The organism is Streptomyces sp. NPDC093064 (assembly GCF_044754605.1).
Classification (GTDB): Bacteria; Actinomycetota; Actinomycetes; order Streptomycetales; family Streptomycetaceae; genus Streptomyces.
This window is the reverse complement of the sequence record NZ_JBIVPK010000006.1, coordinates 153,584-168,097: the sequence shown is the minus strand read 5'-3', so window position 1 is coordinate 168,097 and position 14,514 is coordinate 153,584. Positions and strand designations below refer to the sequence as shown.

Genomic DNA, 14,514 nt, shown 5'->3' with positions numbered 1-14,514 from the left:
GTGAACCCGACCTGCGTCATGCTCGACATCGGCGGCGTGCTGGAGTTCACGCCCGCCACGGGATGGGTGCAACGGTGGGAAGAACGGCTGGAGTTGCCACTGGGTACGGTGACAGAGCGGATGCGCGACGTGTGGGCCGCCGGAAGCGTGGGGAGTGTCGGCGAACGAGAGGTGCGCGAGGAAGTGGCAGCGCGCTTGCGTCTCGACGCACCCCAGGTCGAAGCCTTCATGGCCGACCTCTGGCACGAGTACCTGGCGACACCGAACGAGGAACTCATCTCTTACGTGCGGGCGCTGCGTGGGCGATGCAGGCTCGGCATCCTGAGCAACAGTTTCGTCGGTGCCCGGGAGCGAGAGACGGAGATGTACCGCTTCGACGAACTGGTCGAGCAGATCGTCTACTCGCACGAGATCGGTGTCGGCAAACCCGACGCGCGGGCCTTTGAGGCTGCATGCGAGAGCCTGGATGTATCGCCGCGGAACTGTCTCTTCGTCGACGATGCGGCGGCCAACGTCGAGGCCGCCCGGGCGGCGGGCATGAAGGCGCATCTGTTCGAGGACAACGCCCGGACGATCGCACGCATCGCGGCTCATCTGGACGCCGGGCCCTCGGTTCCAGGGCGTTCCTCCCGCGGATGACGTCGGCCCGGCCGGCACTGCGAGGTTGCCGGCCGGGCCGACGTCGCCCATGCCGTCTCGAGGCGGTCACATCTGGACGCCCGGGCGGTGTTGGGGGCCGCGTGGGCCGTAGTCGATGTCCGCCATGCGGTGTCCGGACTCGATGGCGGTCGGCGGGGCGTCGTACTTGTCCATGACGGCTTCGATGAACAGCATGCTGTCGTGCGGTGCGGCCAGCGCCTCCTTCAGCTCGGCCGGGGTCCGTACGACGGCTGTCCGGGCGTTCGTCCCCGGATGGAGGACCTTCGGCAGGTCGGCGTACGCCCAGTTGGCGATGTCGTTGAAGCGCCCGTCCTTTCCGCAGATGGTGCGCTCGATGGTGTAACCGCCGTTGTTGATCAGGAAGATGACGGGCTTCAGGTCGTGCCTGAGCATGGTCGACACCTCCTGCGCCGTGAGCTGGAAGGATCCGTCGCCCACGAACAGCAGGTGGCGGCGCTCCGGTGCGGCCAGGAGTGTGCCCAGGACCGATCCCACGCTGTAACCGATCGAACCCCAGACGGCCTGGGTGACGATGGAGCACCGCGGCGGCAGGTCCAGGCCCCAGCAGCCGGCCTCGGAGGTGCCGTCCTCGGTGATGAGCACGTCGCCCTCGCGGACGAAGTCCTGGACGATGCTCCAGTACGCCGCCTGGGCCAGCGGATCGGATCCCGCCACAGCACTGGGTTCCCGCGGCGTGCCGGCCGGCCGTGCGTATCCGGATTCCTTGGCCGGGGCGCCGTCGGCGACCCGGCGGAGCAGCTCCTTCAGGTACACGCCCTGGTAGCTGTCCGGGCCGATGTCCACGCTGTCACCGCGGGCGTCGATCCGCCCCGTGGGAAGCGCGTCGCTGAAGCCGCCGCAGGTGGTGTCCACCCGCCGCACTCCGATCGCCAGCAGCCCGTCGCTGTTCTCCACCGCCTCGCGGATCTCGGGCTTGCTGCCCGAGCCCGCGTAAAGGCCTAGGAAATACGGGTTGTTCTCGTCGACGAGACCCTTGCAGGTGTTCATGGCCGCGACCGGGGCCTTCAGCTTGGCGGCCAGCTCCAGCAGTTCACCGGTCACCTGGAAGCGGTCGGCGTCGAGGTCGAGCAGGATCGCGGGCGAACGGGCGTTGGCGAGACGCGCGACGATCGCGTCGGCACACGCCGTCAGCCGCTCCGGGTCGCTCCTCGACATCGCGAGCACCAGCGGTTCCGCCGGAACCTCGACGTCCAGGTGCGCGATGTCGGAGGGCAGCTCCATGTAGACCGGGAGCTTGCGCTGCCAGGCGGTCAGGATGAGCCGGTCGATCTCCCGCACGGCGTTCTGCGGCGTCAGCCGGGCCTGTGCCGCGGTGACCTGCGCGTAACCGCGCATCACGTCGTCGTATTCGGGCTCCCCGGAGGTGTGGTGCATCCGCAGCCTGCGGTCCAGCGCCTTCAGCGGAACCGATCCGCAGACGCAGACGACGGGTACGTGCTCGCTGTAGGCGCCCGCGACACCGTTGATGGCGCTCCACGCCCCGACGCCGTGCGTCACGACGAGTCCGGAGATCCCGTTCATCCGCGCGTACCCGTCGGCGGCGTAGGCGGCGTTCAACTCGTTGCAGTTGCCGACCCACATGAAGTCGTGGCCGTCCTCCATCTGAAGGAGGAACTCGAGGTTGTAATCACCCGCGACACCGAACAGGTGCCCGATACCCACCTCCCGCAAGCGCCGCAGGAGGAAGTCACCGATGCTCGTCGTCGAAGGCGCGCTCCTGGATGATGCGGTCGTAGTCGTCATGGTGTCCGTCCCTGTCAGGCCGTTCGTCGGGAACCCCCGGCTCAAGTCGCCCCCACGGCAATGGCCCGCTCGGCCGCTTCGCGCAGCACCCGGGCGCTCTCCTCCAGGGCCCCTCGCTCCTCGGACGTCATGGCGGGCTCGTGCATCTGCTGCACGCCGCCCGCTCCGAGAACGCTGGACAGGGAGAGCGTGACCTTGTGAGCGGAGGAGTACGCGGCCACCGGCAGCACGGCGCGCTCGTTGCGCAGGACGGCCTCGACGAGCCGGGCGGAGACGGCGCCGATGCCGTACTGGCTCGCGCCGGTGCCCTCGATGATGGTGATGTTGGCGTACCGGATGTCGTTCTCGACCTCTTCGCGTATGTCCTCGACCGACCGGCCGTCCTGGGCGAGCAGTTCGGCGACGGGGATGCCGCCGACACCCGCCGAGGACCACAACAGCACCTCGGAGGTGCCGTGTTCGCCCACCACAAGGGCCTGCACGTCACGGGGCCGCACCCGCAGGCGGTCGGCGAGCTGCACACGGAACCGGAGACTGTCGATGAGGGTGCCGGTCGAGAACACCCGGTCGTGCCCGGCGAGATGACGGGTGAGGTCGGCCAGCGGGTCCGGTGGGTCGGTGACCACCATCAGCACCGCATCCGGCGCGACCGCGACCACCTGGGGGACGACGTCGGCGAAGACCCTGGCATTGGTCTCCAGCAGCCGCAGGCGCCCCTGCGGCTCGGACCGGTCGGTGGCGCCGCCGGCCTTCTCGTTGACCCCCGCGGTGATGGCGACGACGGCGGCCCCGGCCAGGTCACCGTAGCCGCCGGAGCGTACGTCGACCGTGGGGGACAGCGGAGCGGCGTAGCGCAGGTCGGCGGCCACGCCGTCGGCCCGGGCGGTGTCGCGGTCGATCAGCACGATCTCCCGGCAGGTTCCCCCGCGTTCGACCAGGGACAGCGCCGTGGCCGATCCGACCGCGCCGGCCCCCACGATGGCGGCCTTCATGCCCGCCCCTCAGCGGGTGCGGTGGACGAAGGAGTCAACTCCCTTGCGGTCACTATGGCTTCGCCGGTGTACACAAGGAAGGTCAGTGTCTCCTGGAAGTACAGCCGGATGCTGGTGTCGTCGTGCGACAGGTAACCGATGGACAGGTCCTGGCCGAGGCGCAGTTCGAAGTCCCCGCCCCGCGTCGACAGCAGGAAGGCCCCCTCGATGGCGGGCGCCCAGACGATGTCGCCGTCCAGCACCCGGGCGATGTGTTTGATGATCGGGTAGCCGTAGTCGGACGTCTCGCTGACCGCGGTGTACGCCGCGGCGCTCAGCGCCACTGCGTACGGGCCGCCGACACCGGCGAGCCGCAGCGCGGTCAGGGCCTTGCTGACGATGTCCGGGTACTGGCGCGCCTCGGCCGGCAGGGTCAGGGCGGAGTTGGACGAACTCTCCCGCAGACCGGCGATGTCCGCGGACGGGTAGCCCTCGAACACGGCGCGGTCCTCGGCGAAGGCGATCTGCCGGGCCGCGTCCTTGACCGGCTGCCAGTCCGCGTCCTTGGCGCCGCGCGCGACGTCGTCGACCTGCTGCCGGTCCACGGTGAACGGCACCCGCAGCTCGACCAGCGGCTGGAACCGCCGCACCCGCGCCTCGACCCCTTCGGCCGGCGCCGCCACGGTCCGCAGGTGCCCGGTCCCCACACCCGCCAGCTCCGGGCCGCACGGCTCGGGCACGTCGACGATGCGGCGGGCCGCGACGTGCCGCTTGAACGTACGCCGTGCCTCCTCCTCCAGATCGGCCCACGCGGCGGCGGAGATGGGTGCCAGTTCACGATGCAGATTGTCCATCGCGAGTGCTCGCCTCCTGTCACATCCTCAGATCGCCGATCCCCAGCGAGCCGTCCACGGCCGGCGGCTGGACCGCCGCCGGCACGGGCTCGGCCTCCTCGACACCGCCGCCCTCCTCGCCCTCCTCACCCTCGCGACCCTCGCGCGCGGCCGGCGCATCGGGGAGGTCGTCGAGGAAGTCACTGGTGGGCACGGAGAACAGCGACCCGGTCACCGCGGTGGAGAAGTCCAGGATCCGGTCGTGGGCGGCCGGCGGGTCGCCCAGGAACATGCGCTCCAGCATCCGCTCGATCACGGCCGGAGTACGGGCGTAACCGATGAAGTACGTACCGAACTCGCCCTGCCCCACGGTCCCGAAGGGCATGTTGTCGCGCAGGATCTCGTGCTTCGCCCCGTCCGGGTCCTCGATGGTGGTCAGCGCCACGTGCGAGTCGGCCGGCTTGATCGCGTCGTCCAGTTCGACGTCGGACAGCTTCCTGCGCCCGATCACCATCTCCTGCGCCTCCACCGGCAGGGCGTTCCACGCCTCCAGATCGTGCACGTACTTCTGCACGATCACGTAGCTGCCCCCGGCGAACTCCGGGTCCTCGTCGCCGATCAGGACCGCCGTGTTCGCCGCCCGGCCCGTCGGGTTCTCCGTGCCGTCCACGAAACCGAGCAGGTCACGCACGTCGAAGTACTTGAACCCATGCACCTCGTCACGCACGGTGACGACGCTGCGGATCCGTTCCATGATCTCGGCGGCCAACGCGAAGCAGAGGTCCGGGCGGGCCGCGCGGATGTGGAACAGCAGGTCGCCGGGGGTCGAGACCGCCCGGTGCCGGGCTCCGTCCAGCTCGCGGAAACGATGGAGCTCCGCCGGACGCGGGCCCGCGAACAGGCGGTCCCATGCCTCCGAACCGATGCCCACGACCACGCTCAGTTTCCCGTCCGGCGTCGCCCGGAAACCGACCGCCCGCTGGAGCCCGTTCAGTTCGGACAGCATGTCCCGTACGACCGGCTCGCCGCCCCGGTCGATGGTCACGACCAGGAAGATCGCCGCACCCGTCAGCGGGGACAGCACGGGTTGGGGCTCCGGGTCCTGGGAGTGTGCGCACATGCAGCGCGCCCCTTCCTGACGGTCACGGGCGGGCACCTGTTCACCGTATGGCGCAAGCCCGGCACCCGCCACCGCGCCCTCGGCGGGCCGCCGGCCGCATACGTACGAGCGGCGAGGCGAGCCTCTCCAGGGGACGCCCGACGACCGGTTTGACTTGCCGCGTGCTCGTGGGAGTCTGGAGAAACGGGAGCCGGCGGGGCGGACGGCCAGGTGAGGACCAGTGGGCGTTCCTTCTGTGAGAAGACATGCCATGAACGACACAGCCGACTTCACACGGTGGCTCAAGAGTCACATCGACGAGCTGAACCGTCTGGGGTCCTTCGCCCGCGCCGTCGCGAACGACCCCCACTGGCCCGCGGCGGCCACCGTCGAGACGTACCGGGAGTATCTGGAGAGCCGCGGGGCCGCTCCGGAGGTGATCGACACCTTGCGCCACGCCTGGAACGAGTTCCAGCGCCAGCCTCACTCCCACTGAGGGCACGGGCTTGCGCTCCTCAGACGTGCGCTCCTCAGACGTGCGCCACGGGTTCCGGGCGCTCGTGCTCGCAGGTGTCGTCGATGCCGTAGGTGTCCCAGGCGGGGAACGGGTCGACGGACGGCAGGCCTTCACCGTCGGCCATGAGGCAGTCGCCCAGCGCCGCGTGCAGCGCGTCCGCGCGAAGATGCGTGCCGATGAAGACCAGTTCCTGGCCTTCCGGGCTGTCGGTGTCGCGGGCGCCGGAAGGCTCGAAGCGTGCGACGGAGCCGGCCTGTGACCACAGGCCCGTCACCTGCCGGCGCCCAGCCAGCGTGAAGAACCCCTTGGAGCGCAGAACCTCGCCGAACGCGCCGCTGTCGAGCTTCTCGGTCACGAACGTCCACAGCCGGCCGGGGTGGAACGGCAGTTCGGCGCGGAAGACGGTCGAGGAGATCCCGTACTCCTCCGTCTCGGGGACGTGGTCGCCGTTGAGCTCCCGCACCCAGCCGGGGGCCTGTTGGGCGCGTTCCAGGTCGAACAGCCCGGTGCCCAGTACGTCTGCGGTCCGCACGCGGCCGTGGACGGCGGGGACGACGCGCGCCACGGGATTGAGGCGGGTGAGCGCCGCCCGCAGCCGGTCCGCCGACTCCTCGTCGACGAGGTCGAGTTTGTTGAGCACGATGACATCCGCGAACTCGACCTGGTCCATCAGCAGGTCGCTGACGGTGCGTTCGTCGTCCTCGTACTGGTCCAGGCCGCGCTCGACGAGTTCGTCGCCGCTGGTCAGCTCGGGCAGGAAGCCGGCGGCGTCGACGACCGTGACCATGGTGTCCAGGCGGGCGATCTCCGCCAGGGTGGCGCCGTCGTCGCGGGCGAAGGCGAACGTCGCCGCCACGGGCAGGGGTTCGGAGATGCCGGACGACTCGATGAGCAGGTAGTCGAAGCGCCCCTCGCGGGCCAGCCGGTCGACCTCCTCGAGCAGGTCGTCGCGCAGGGTGCAGCAGATGCAGCCGTTGGTCAACTCGACCAGGCGTTCCTCGGTGCGTGACAGGGCCGCCTCGCCGCCGCGCACCAGGGCGGCGTCGATGTTGACCTCGCTCATGTCGTTGACGATGACCGCGACGCGCAGTCCCTCGCGGTTGCCCAGGACATGGTTGAGGAGGGTTGTCTTGCCCGCGCCGAGGAAGCCGGACAGGACGGTGACGGGGAGTCGGTCGGAAGGCATGGACGATCAGCCCTCGGGGCGCAGCAGCCCGCGCTCGTAGGCCTTCACCAGCCGTTGGGGCACGAGGTGCGCGACGCCGTCGACGGTGATCGGGACGAGCGCCGGCGTGGCCGCCTTCCACTGGGCGCGGCGGTGGCGGGTGTTGCTGCGGGACATCTTCCGCTTGGGAACGGCCATGGAGTCCTCCTGGTTCGGTGGTCACCTTCGGTGAGCAACCAGGAGGCTACATGAAAACGAATCTCATTACTATTTCGCTGTGGGGTGCGATGCCCGAGGCCGGGTGCCCTCGGAAGGCCGCCCGGCCGCTTGAGGTCTGCCGGCTGCGTCAGTGGTCGTCCCAGTGCCCCTCATGGGCGGCGTGGCGATGGCCGTCGTGCACGTAGTCGACGTGGTCCTCGTGGGGCACGGCCGTATGCCCGCAGCCCTCGCCGTGCTGGTGGTCGTGGTGGGCGTGCGTGGTGTGGCCGGCGGTCACGCACTCGTCGACGTGGCCGTCGTGGGCCTTGTGGAGGTGTCCGTCGTGCACGTAGTCGACGTGGTCGCCGTGCGGGAAGGCGACGTGTCCGCAGCCCTCGCCGTGCGTGTGGGCGTGGCTGTCGTGGGTGCGGTGTTCGGCGGTGGTGCTCATGCGCTGCTCCTGGGGGGTGCCGTTCGGTGGCCGGCGGGTGGTGCTGTCGCGGGCCGTGCGTCGTGAAGTCTTGAAGTCAATATAGGGCGGTTCGTTCACATCTGAGCGGAATGTCACGGCGGCTGGGGTGTGCGGTCGGCCCGGTCGAGGGGCTGCGGCAGCTCTTGCCAGGTCAGCACTTCGGCGCCTTATTGCTGCTATCGTGCACTTGCAACCCATGCGCAATAACTCGAAGGATGATGTTGGACATGGCGGTCTACACGCTCCCGGAGCTCCCGTACGACTATTCGGCGCTCGCCCCGGTCATCAGCCCCGAGATCATCGAGCTGCACCACGACAAGCACCACGCGGCCTACGTCAAGGGCGCCAACGACACGCTGGAGCAGCTGGCCGAGGCGCGGGACAAGGAGTCGTGGGGCTCGGTCAACGGTCTGGAGAAGAATCTGGCCTTCCATCTCTCCGGGCACATCCTGCACAGCATCTACTGGCACAACATGACCGGCGACGGCGGTGGTGAGCCGCTGGAGAGGGACGGCGTGGGGGAACTGGCCGGCGCCATCACCGAGTCGTTCGGCTCCTTCGCCGGCTTCAAGGCGCAGCTGTCCAAGGCCGCGGCCACGACCCAGGGTTCGGGCTGGGGTGTGCTGGCGTACGAGCCGCTGAGCGGCCGTCTGATCGTGGAGCAGGTCTACGACCACCAGGGCAACGTCGGACAGGGCTCCACCCCGATCCTCGTGTTCGACGCCTGGGAGCACGCCTTCTACCTGCAGTACAAGAACCAGAAGGTGGACTTCATCGAGGCGATGTGGCGGGTCGTCAACTGGCAGGACGTGGCGAGGCGCTACGCGGCCGCCAAGGAGCGCGGCGACAGCCTGCTGCTCGCGCCGTGACGACCGCCGTGACGCCGTAGTCCCGCGGATGTCCTGCTTGTGATCGTCTTCTCACCCTTCACCGGCAGGCGCACAGCGAAGTGCTCCCCCTGGCCCGCTGCCCGGGGGAGCACTTCCGCGTCCCCTCAACCGTCGCGTGATCCTGTGGCCGCGCTCCGGATCGCGCTACGGGGATGGTCCCTCCCCTGAAGCAATCGCCGCAGAGTACGGAACACGGTGCTGTCAACGGGACTCGGAGAGCAGCGCGTTGAGTTCCGGGAAGGTGATGCCGCCGGACAGGGAGTCGTAGCCACCGGTGTCGAGGAGCTCCCGCGCGGCGCGGCGGGCCGCAGCGTACGCCGCCTGCGCCACCCCCGGGCCGAGGCTGACGCGGGCCACGCCGAGGGCGCCCAGCTCGGCGACGCTCGGGGCGCCGGGGCCGGCCATGACGTTCAACGGTACGGAGATGTCCTCGGCCAGCGCCGCGATCGTGGCGGTGTCGGTGACGCCGGGAACGAAGATGCCGTCCGCGCCGGCGTCCACGTACCGGCGCGCCCGGGCCAGGGTCTCCTCCAGTCGGGTGTCCGGGTCCCCGAGCCCCAACAGGTACGTGTCGACACGGGCGTTGAGGAAGAGCTCCACGCCCGCGCGGTCGGCGGTCCGTCGGGCGACGGCCAGCCGCGTCGCGAGTTCGTCCGGGGCTCGGGTGCCGTCCTCGATGTTGACGCCGACAGCACCCGCCGCGAGCACCCCGGTGATGGTCTCGGCGACCTCGGCCGCGTCCTGCCCGTACCCGCCCTCGATGTCGGCGGTGACCGGAACCGCGACCGCGGCGGCGACGCGGGAAATCAACCCCAGCGCTTGATCGCGGGCGAGGACGTCACCGTCCGGCGAGCCCAGCGACCAGGCGACGCCCGCACTCGTAGTCGCGATCGCGGAGGCCCCCGCGGACTCGATGACTCGGGCACTGGCGACGTCCCAGGCATTGGCGAGCGCGAGCGGCGCGCCGGGCGTGTGCAGAGAACGGAAGAGCTGGACTTTGGCCGACTGCGTGGTGGTCATGCACGGAGTCAAACACGCCGGCCGGCCGTTCTCCGGCAGGAAACCGACACCGACGTCGACAGCTCCACCGCTTCTCCGGCCTACGCCGCTCCTCCGGCCTGTGCCGCTTGTGCGCCAGGACGCTTGAAGACCTGCTGCTCGTGCCAGTCGAGGTACTGGGAAGCGATCGTGGGCCGGCCAGGCCGGGGTGCTGCGGCCTGCTGACCGTGGAGGACGTCCATGGCCCGCCCCGCCGCGCTGCGGGCGACGTACAACAGCCTCCCGAACGGCCAGAGCATCAGCAGGGGTTGGTGTGGGGCCCGGCGGTTGCCTATCTGCGCCTGCCGCAGTCCGGACAGGGCACTCAGCAGCTCAACGTGGGTCATCACCAGGCAATCCTGACACTCAGTGGAGTCCGCGAGGCCGATTCGCAGTTGGATACCGTCGGGGCATGACGACCGACTCGGCCGAAGAGATATCCGTATGCGCTGGACAGGGGCGGCCGGAGCAGCGGATCGGCAACCTGCTTGCTTGGTTGACCACGCCCGTTCTGGTGGTGGTCCCGGCGATGCTCGTGAGGGCCGGTCTGGTCGGCGACGGGCTGTGCCTGCTTGGGATGTTCTCGCTCCCGCTCGGTGCCATGGCGGTGTACGGCGTCAGTGGGGGCTGGCACGCACGACTGCACGCGGGCGGCCTGCTCTCCGCCCGCACGCTCACCGGCCGACGTACGGTCGATCTCACCCGGCTCAAGAAGGTCGGCCGCCTGGAGATCGCCGGACGCGGTACTACCGCTGACTGGCTCGTCCTCACGGACGTGCACGGCACCCGAATCATCGTCGACAAGCTCGCGGGTGGAAAAGGAACGCCTGATGTCGCAGCGCGCGAGGTTCTGAAGAAGCACTCGGGCCCACCCGTTCTCGTCTCCGGCCGGGCGGCCGAGCGGTTGCGTGTGGAAGTCGGGCGAGGGTGGGGCAACCGGCTGCAGCCCACAGGCTCCGCATCCCCCGCGCTCGCCGCGTTCCTCCCGCTGCTCCTGGCCCTGGTGGGCACGCCGGTAAGCCTTGGTCTGGTGCTTGTGAGCCTGGCGCTCGGCGGCGTTCTGTGACTGGTCCAGGTGGGCGAAGAGGGTCTTGATGTCCCGGGAGCGAGTTTGATGCGGCCGTTGGACTTGTGGTCGCATCCACCGGCCGCGGCTACGGAGTTCTCGCCAGGGCATGATGACCACCGTGAGTGAGGAACATGAGGAGGAACTTCATCGGGGACGGGCCCGGTACACGCTGACGGATTCGGAGCACGGCCGGGTCTGGGGTGTCTGCGCCGAGATGGAGGGACTGTTCGGGGAGCCCCGGCGCGGGATGTACGAACTCTTCGGCTGGGTTCCGGAAGGAGACGAGGTACGCGGCTGGGCCGGCAGCCGGGTATGGCTGGTGCCAGAGGACGAGGACCTCGAGCCCTGGCTTCTCGAAGACGTCGAGAGCCTCGGTCAACACCCCGGGGCGGACGGTCTCGTGCTCACCGGTCTCGATGACTACGAGGGTCCGCCCGTCGGGCACCGGGGTTCCGTCCGGCTGCACGACCAGCACCGGTGGCTTGGCACCTGCCGGGAGTTCGCCCGTGTCCTGCCGCCCGAACGGGTCGAACCCTCGCTCGTCCTGCGGGACCTCGTCCCGGGTGAGGCACTGCGGCGAGCACTGACGGCGGGGACCCGGCGGGTGTTGGACCTGGAGGAGGCCGCCCTGGAGATACGGGACGACAGGGGCGAGCCGCTCGCCCAGCGGCTGCTGCGGACCAAGGTCGACGCGTTCTACCCGTCCGCATCCGAGGCGGACTTGATCGACTTGGAGCTGGACGGCCGGTTCTTCACGCCCGTACCCGAACACGCCCGGCCGGTCTGGGTGCAATGGCTCGCCGGGCCGCCGGAGACACCCGGTGCGTGGACCGGCCTCGACACCCGGCGGCGCGTGGCCTGGCTGGACGTCGTCCAGGAGCGGGCCTGCCGACGCCCGCGCCGGGATCAGCCGGCCGGTCGCGCGTACGAGCTCGACGGCCGGCACATCACCGACGTTCCAGGGCTCTACCTGGCCCTGGGGGAGGCCGTGAACGGGTCGGGCGGCTACTTCGGCGGCTGCCTGGCCGCCCTCGACGACTGCCTGCGCGGCATGTTCGGCTACACCGCTCCGGGAACGCTGCTCTGGCGGGATGCGGGGATCGCGCGCGAGCACCTGTCCCGCGCCCTGACGCCGGACGGACAGCCGTACGACCTGTTCGCCGCAGTGCTCGACAGCCTGACCAGGGGCGGGATGCGCGTCGACTTGGTCTGATCGCCGATGGTGAGGGCGCGGGTCAGGTGCAGTGCAGCAGGGTCATGAAGCCGTAGTCCATGTGGAGTTGCTGGTGGCAGTGGAAGAGGGACAGGCCCGGCTGGTCGGCGGTGAAGTCGAAGTCGAGGGTCTGGTAGCCGCCGAGCATGACGACGTCCTTGTGCAGGCCGTGGGTCGGGGTGCCGGCGATGTGGGTGACTTCGAAGGTGTGGCGGTGCAGGTGGAGGGGGTGGATGTCGTCGGTGGCGTTGCGGAACCGCATCCGGTAGCGGCCGCCGCGGTCGATGTCCAGCACCGGCTTGTCGGTGTCCATGGAGAAGGGCACGCCGTCGAGGGTCCAGATGTTGAAGCCCTTGTCGGCGGCGTTGCGTTTCTCCACCAGCAGGTCGAAGGCGTGGTCGGGCCGCCGGGCGGTGGCACCCGCGCGGGCGAAGGCGCGGTAGTCCCAGGTGGGTTTGCGCGGTGCGGTCCATTGCGGGGAGCCGCCGCGGCCGGCGTACTCCACCACAGTGCCCATGCCGTTCTCCCGGTCGTCGTCGGCCAGATCCCCCAGGACCCACACACCGGGATGGTTCATCTCCACCAGGGCCGAGACACGTTCGGCGGTGCCGATCCACAGCACCGGCACGTCGGCGGGGCGGGGTACCGGGTTGCCGTCGAGAGCGACCACGTTGAAGGTGTGGCCGGGCAGGGCCAGGCTGCGGATCTCGGTGGCGCTGGCGTTGAGGACGTGGAACAGCACGCGCTGCCCGGACCTGACCTTGATCGGCGGGCCGTGGCCCAGTTTCCGGCCGTTGACACTGAACGCGGTGTAGCCGACCTCGTAGCCGTGCGGCATCCCCCGTGCCAGTGAGCCGGCCATCGCCTTCTCACCCCTGCGCTTCAGGTTCGGCACCTCGGAGCCGGCCAGGAAGTTCTGGGCCATGTCCCCGCCCTGGCTGAAGACGGGTCCGAACTCCTTCAGCACCAGGAAGACCTCCTGGTCGTAGGCGCCGGGGTGGGCCTTCGGCTCGATGTGGACCGGGCCTGCCTGACCGGTGTACGTACCCAGGTTCAGGTCGTCATGCGCTGCCACATGGGTGTGGTAGAAGCGGAAACCGGCCGGTCCGGGCGTGAACGACAGGCGCCGCATCCCGTGCGCGGGGAGGTACGGGGTGCCCTCCTCCGCCGCCCCGTCCACCTCGGCGGGAACCCGCTGGCCGTGCCAGTGGAGCAGTTCGGGAGTGCCGGTGTCGTTGTGGACGTCGACCACGACCGGGCGGCCTTCGGTGAACCGCAGCAGCGGGCCGGGGAACTGCCCGTTGTACGTCGTGGTGGACACGATCGTGTCCGGCGCGAGCTCGACGAGCCCGGTGGCGATCCGCACCGTGTAATCCGCCTTGCCCGGAGCAACGGGCCAGGCGGACGGCGCCGTGGAGGCGGAGGCCGGTTTTGCGGCGCCACCGGCCAGCAGAGCCAGGCCACCGAGCTTGAGGGCGTCGCGACGGGTGATCTGCACGGCCTGCTCCCTTCCTGGTCAGGACCCGAGTAAGCCCATAGCAGGTGTGGGGTTCGAATCCTCCCCGTTCATGGCCAGTGTCCGCCTTCGTGGAAGCGCCGAGCGAGATCGAGGATCCGGCCCCCCTCGCCCAGTCTCGCCTTCTATGTCGTACGAGCCCCCGCTCTCGGCCGGGGGTGGGGGACTGCCCGGAGTGTCACCGCACCGTCGGGCTTCGGCGTTCGACGAGGACGACGTCGCGCCAGCGGCCGTGGTGGCGGCCGATGCGCTCGCGGGTGCCGACGACTCTGAACCCGGCACGCAGGTGAAGGGCGAGGCTGGCCGTGTTCTCCGGGAAGATGCCCGACTGCACGGTCCAGATCCCGGCGGTCTCGGTGGAGGCGAGGAGGGCGTCGAGCAGCGCGGATCCGACGCCTCGGTGGCGCGCCGCGGGGTGGACGTAGACGGAGTGCTCGACCACGCCCGCGTACGCGCACCGGTCGGACACCGGCACGACCGCGGTCCAGCCCAGCACCCGGCCGTCCGCGTCCAGGGCCACCAGACGGTGGTCGGGCAGTTTCGCCGCGTCGAACGCCTCCCAGGTCGGCGCCTCGGTCTCGAAGGTCGCGTCGCCCTCCTCGATGCCCAGCCGGTGGATCGCCAGGACCTGTTCGGCGTGCTCCGGCCGCATCGGTGCGACGTGGACGGGCATGGGCGCGCCGGTCATGCCGCGGCCGCGATGCCGAGTTCGCCGAGCAGTTCACGCACCCGCTGCTCGATGGCGGCCCGGATCGGCCGGACCGCCTCGACACCCTGCCCGGCGGGATCGTCCAGTTGCCAGTCCAGGTACCGCTTGCCCGGGAAGACGGGGCAGGCGTCCCCGCAGCCCATCGTGATCACCACGTCCGAGGACCGCACGGCCTCGGTGGTGAGGACCTTCGGCTTCTGGGCGGAGATGTCGACGCCGACTTCCTTCATCGCCTCGACCACGGCCGGATTGACGGCGTCGGCGGGCGCGGAGCCGGCCGAGCGGACCTCGACCCGGTCGCCCGCGAGATGGGTGAGGAAGGCGGCGCCCATCTGGGAGCGGCCGGCGTTGTGGACGCAGACGAACAGCACCGAGGGACGCGGGGCGGGAGTGCTCATGG

The 14,514-nt window shown here is 70.0% G+C and carries 16 protein-coding genes and 2 pseudogenes; 5 read left to right on the top strand and 13 right to left on the bottom strand.

Going from position 1 to position 14,514, the window contains the following annotated elements; translation table 11 throughout:
* Nucleotides 1-18: 18 nt before the first annotated feature.
* Nucleotides 19-639, top strand: coding sequence for an HAD-IA family hydrolase (locus ACIQFZ_RS10350; protein WP_383063456.1), 621 nt, complete (start codon nt 19-21; stop codon nt 637-639).
* A 66-nt stretch (nt 640-705) separates the two neighbouring features.
* Here ACIQFZ_RS10350 and ACIQFZ_RS10345 read toward each other — a convergent pair whose 3' ends face one another.
* From ACIQFZ_RS10345 to ACIQFZ_RS10330, 4 genes are read right to left on the bottom strand one after another with little or no spacing between them, the layout of a single operon-like run.
* Nucleotides 706-2,424 (bottom strand): alpha-keto acid decarboxylase family protein, encoded by a 1,719-nt coding sequence (locus tag ACIQFZ_RS10345; RefSeq protein WP_402691039.1) that lies wholly within the window; start codon nt 2,422-2,424, stop codon nt 706-708.
* Nucleotides 2,425-2,465: 41 nt separating this feature from the next.
* Nucleotides 2,466-3,416 (bottom strand): lactate/malate family dehydrogenase, encoded by a 951-nt coding sequence (locus tag ACIQFZ_RS10340; protein ID WP_365431661.1) that lies wholly within the window; start codon nt 3,414-3,416, stop codon nt 2,466-2,468.
* Complete coding sequence (locus ACIQFZ_RS10335) at nt 3,413-4,249, bottom strand: family 1 encapsulin nanocompartment shell protein (protein WP_383061178.1); 837 nt, start codon at nt 4,247-4,249, stop codon at nt 3,413-3,415. Before ACIQFZ_RS10335 ends, ACIQFZ_RS10340 begins: the two co-directional genes overlap by 4 nt.
* Before the next feature lie 19 nt (nt 4,250-4,268).
* Entirely contained in the window at nt 4,269-5,348 is a 1,080-nt protein-coding gene (locus ACIQFZ_RS10330; RefSeq protein ID WP_365431667.1) for a Dyp-type peroxidase, read from the bottom strand.
* 250 nt (nt 5,349-5,598) lie between these two features.
* Here ACIQFZ_RS10330 and ACIQFZ_RS10325 point away from each other — a divergent pair, with 250 nt between their 5' ends.
* Nucleotides 5,599-5,823, top strand: coding sequence for a YozE family protein (locus ACIQFZ_RS10325; RefSeq protein WP_376651492.1), 225 nt, complete (start codon nt 5,599-5,601; stop codon nt 5,821-5,823).
* A 34-nt stretch (nt 5,824-5,857) separates the two neighbouring features.
* Here the strand turns inward: ACIQFZ_RS10325 and ACIQFZ_RS10320 are convergent, their stop codons facing one another.
* The 3 genes from ACIQFZ_RS10320 to ACIQFZ_RS10310 form a co-directional block, all read right to left on the bottom strand.
* Nucleotides 5,858-7,030, bottom strand: coding sequence for a GTP-binding protein (locus ACIQFZ_RS10320; protein WP_402691038.1), 1,173 nt, complete (start codon nt 7,028-7,030; stop codon nt 5,858-5,860).
* A gap of 6 nt (nt 7,031-7,036) precedes the next feature.
* Nucleotides 7,037-7,207: a 50S ribosomal protein L32 gene (rpmF, locus tag ACIQFZ_RS10315; protein WP_141367375.1), complete on the bottom strand. Its 171-nt coding sequence runs from the start codon at nt 7,205-7,207 to the stop codon at nt 7,037-7,039.
* A 148-nt stretch (nt 7,208-7,355) separates the two neighbouring features.
* Nucleotides 7,356-7,658: a hypothetical protein gene (locus ACIQFZ_RS10310; protein WP_383061174.1), complete on the bottom strand. Its 303-nt coding sequence runs from the start codon at nt 7,656-7,658 to the stop codon at nt 7,356-7,358.
* A gap of 248 nt (nt 7,659-7,906) precedes the next feature.
* On the opposite strand from ACIQFZ_RS10310, the gene ACIQFZ_RS10305 reads away from it, so the two are divergent.
* The gene (locus ACIQFZ_RS10305) at nt 7,907-8,548 is read left to right on the top strand and encodes a superoxide dismutase (RefSeq protein ID WP_383061173.1); all 642 of its coding nucleotides are present in this window, start codon (nt 7,907-7,909) and stop codon (nt 8,546-8,548) included.
* A gap of 222 nt (nt 8,549-8,770) precedes the next feature.
* Here ACIQFZ_RS10305 and ACIQFZ_RS10300 read toward each other — a convergent pair whose 3' ends face one another.
* The 3 genes and pseudogenes from ACIQFZ_RS10300 to ACIQFZ_RS10290 all read right to left on the bottom strand — a co-directional run.
* Nucleotides 8,771-9,589 carry an isocitrate lyase/phosphoenolpyruvate mutase family protein gene (locus ACIQFZ_RS10300; protein ID WP_383061171.1) on the bottom strand — a complete coding sequence of 273 codons (819 nt, stop codon included), beginning with the start codon at nt 9,587-9,589 and terminating at the stop codon, nt 8,771-8,773.
* Nucleotides 9,590-9,669: 80 nt separating this feature from the next.
* A pseudogene (locus ACIQFZ_RS10295) lies at nt 9,670-9,843 on the bottom strand (restriction endonuclease); the annotation flags it as partial.
* A pseudogene (locus tag ACIQFZ_RS10290) lies at nt 9,844-9,954 on the bottom strand (restriction endonuclease); the annotation flags it as partial. It lies immediately after the preceding pseudogene.
* A 65-nt stretch (nt 9,955-10,019) separates the two neighbouring features.
* On the opposite strand from ACIQFZ_RS10290, the gene ACIQFZ_RS10285 reads away from it, so the two are divergent.
* The gene (locus ACIQFZ_RS10285) at nt 10,020-10,673 is read left to right on the top strand and encodes a hypothetical protein (protein ID WP_402691037.1); all 654 of its coding nucleotides are present in this window, start codon (nt 10,020-10,022) and stop codon (nt 10,671-10,673) included.
* A 112-nt stretch (nt 10,674-10,785) separates the two neighbouring features.
* On the top strand, nt 10,786-11,889 hold the full coding sequence (locus ACIQFZ_RS10280; protein WP_402691087.1) for a barstar family protein: 1,104 nt from the start codon (nt 10,786-10,788) through the stop codon (nt 11,887-11,889).
* 22 nt (nt 11,890-11,911) lie between these two features.
* Here the strand turns inward: ACIQFZ_RS10280 and ACIQFZ_RS10275 are convergent, their stop codons facing one another.
* The 3 genes from ACIQFZ_RS10275 to ACIQFZ_RS10265 form a co-directional block, all read right to left on the bottom strand.
* Nucleotides 11,912-13,387: a multicopper oxidase family protein gene (locus ACIQFZ_RS10275; protein ID WP_402691036.1), complete on the bottom strand. Its 1,476-nt coding sequence runs from the start codon at nt 13,385-13,387 to the stop codon at nt 11,912-11,914.
* 196 nt (nt 13,388-13,583) lie between these two features.
* Nucleotides 13,584-14,093: a GNAT family N-acetyltransferase gene (locus ACIQFZ_RS10270; RefSeq protein WP_402691035.1), complete on the bottom strand. Its 510-nt coding sequence runs from the start codon at nt 14,091-14,093 to the stop codon at nt 13,584-13,586.
* On the bottom strand, nt 14,090-14,512 hold the full coding sequence (locus ACIQFZ_RS10265) for an arsenate reductase ArsC (protein ID WP_402691034.1): 423 nt from the start codon (nt 14,510-14,512) through the stop codon (nt 14,090-14,092). Before ACIQFZ_RS10265 ends, ACIQFZ_RS10270 begins: the two co-directional genes overlap by 4 nt.
* Nucleotides 14,513-14,514: the final 2 nt, after the last annotated feature.

Bases quoted from the DNA above. Each gene is read 5' to 3' on its own strand.
- ACIQFZ_RS10300 (WP_383061171.1), bottom strand. From the start codon at position 9,589: ATGACCACCACGCAGTCGGCCAAAGTCCAGCTCTTCCGTTCTCTGCAC.
- ACIQFZ_RS10305 (WP_383061173.1), top strand. From the start codon at position 7,907: ATGGCGGTCTACACGCTCCCGGAGCTCCCGTACGACTATTCGGCGCTC.
- ACIQFZ_RS10330 (WP_365431667.1), bottom strand. From the start codon at position 5,348: ATGTGCGCACACTCCCAGGACCCGGAGCCCCAACCCGTGCTGTCCCCG.
- rpmF (WP_141367375.1), bottom strand. From the start codon at position 7,207: ATGGCCGTTCCCAAGCGGAAGATGTCCCGCAGCAACACCCGCCACCGC.
- ACIQFZ_RS10270 (WP_402691035.1), bottom strand. From the start codon at position 14,093: ATGACCGGCGCGCCCATGCCCGTCCACGTCGCACCGATGCGGCCGGAG.
- ACIQFZ_RS10310 (WP_383061174.1), bottom strand. From the start codon at position 7,658: ATGAGCACCACCGCCGAACACCGCACCCACGACAGCCACGCCCACACG.
- ACIQFZ_RS10350 (WP_383063456.1), top strand. From the start codon at position 19: ATGCTCGACATCGGCGGCGTGCTGGAGTTCACGCCCGCCACGGGATGG.
- ACIQFZ_RS10340 (WP_365431661.1), bottom strand. From the start codon at position 3,416: ATGAAGGCCGCCATCGTGGGGGCCGGCGCGGTCGGATCGGCCACGGCG.
- ACIQFZ_RS10345 (WP_402691039.1), bottom strand. From the start codon at position 2,424: ATGACGACTACGACCGCATCATCCAGGAGCGCGCCTTCGACGACGAGC.
- ACIQFZ_RS10325 (WP_376651492.1), top strand. From the start codon at position 5,599: ATGAACGACACAGCCGACTTCACACGGTGGCTCAAGAGTCACATCGAC.
- ACIQFZ_RS10335 (WP_383061178.1), bottom strand. From the start codon at position 4,249: ATGGACAATCTGCATCGTGAACTGGCACCCATCTCCGCCGCCGCGTGG.
- ACIQFZ_RS10265 (WP_402691034.1), bottom strand. From the start codon at position 14,512: ATGAGCACTCCCGCCCCGCGTCCCTCGGTGCTGTTCGTCTGCGTCCAC.
- ACIQFZ_RS10285 (WP_402691037.1), top strand. From the start codon at position 10,020: ATGACGACCGACTCGGCCGAAGAGATATCCGTATGCGCTGGACAGGGG.
- ACIQFZ_RS10320 (WP_402691038.1), bottom strand. From the start codon at position 7,030: ATGCCTTCCGACCGACTCCCCGTCACCGTCCTGTCCGGCTTCCTCGGC.
- ACIQFZ_RS10280 (WP_402691087.1), top strand. From the start codon at position 10,786: ATGACCACCGTGAGTGAGGAACATGAGGAGGAACTTCATCGGGGACGG.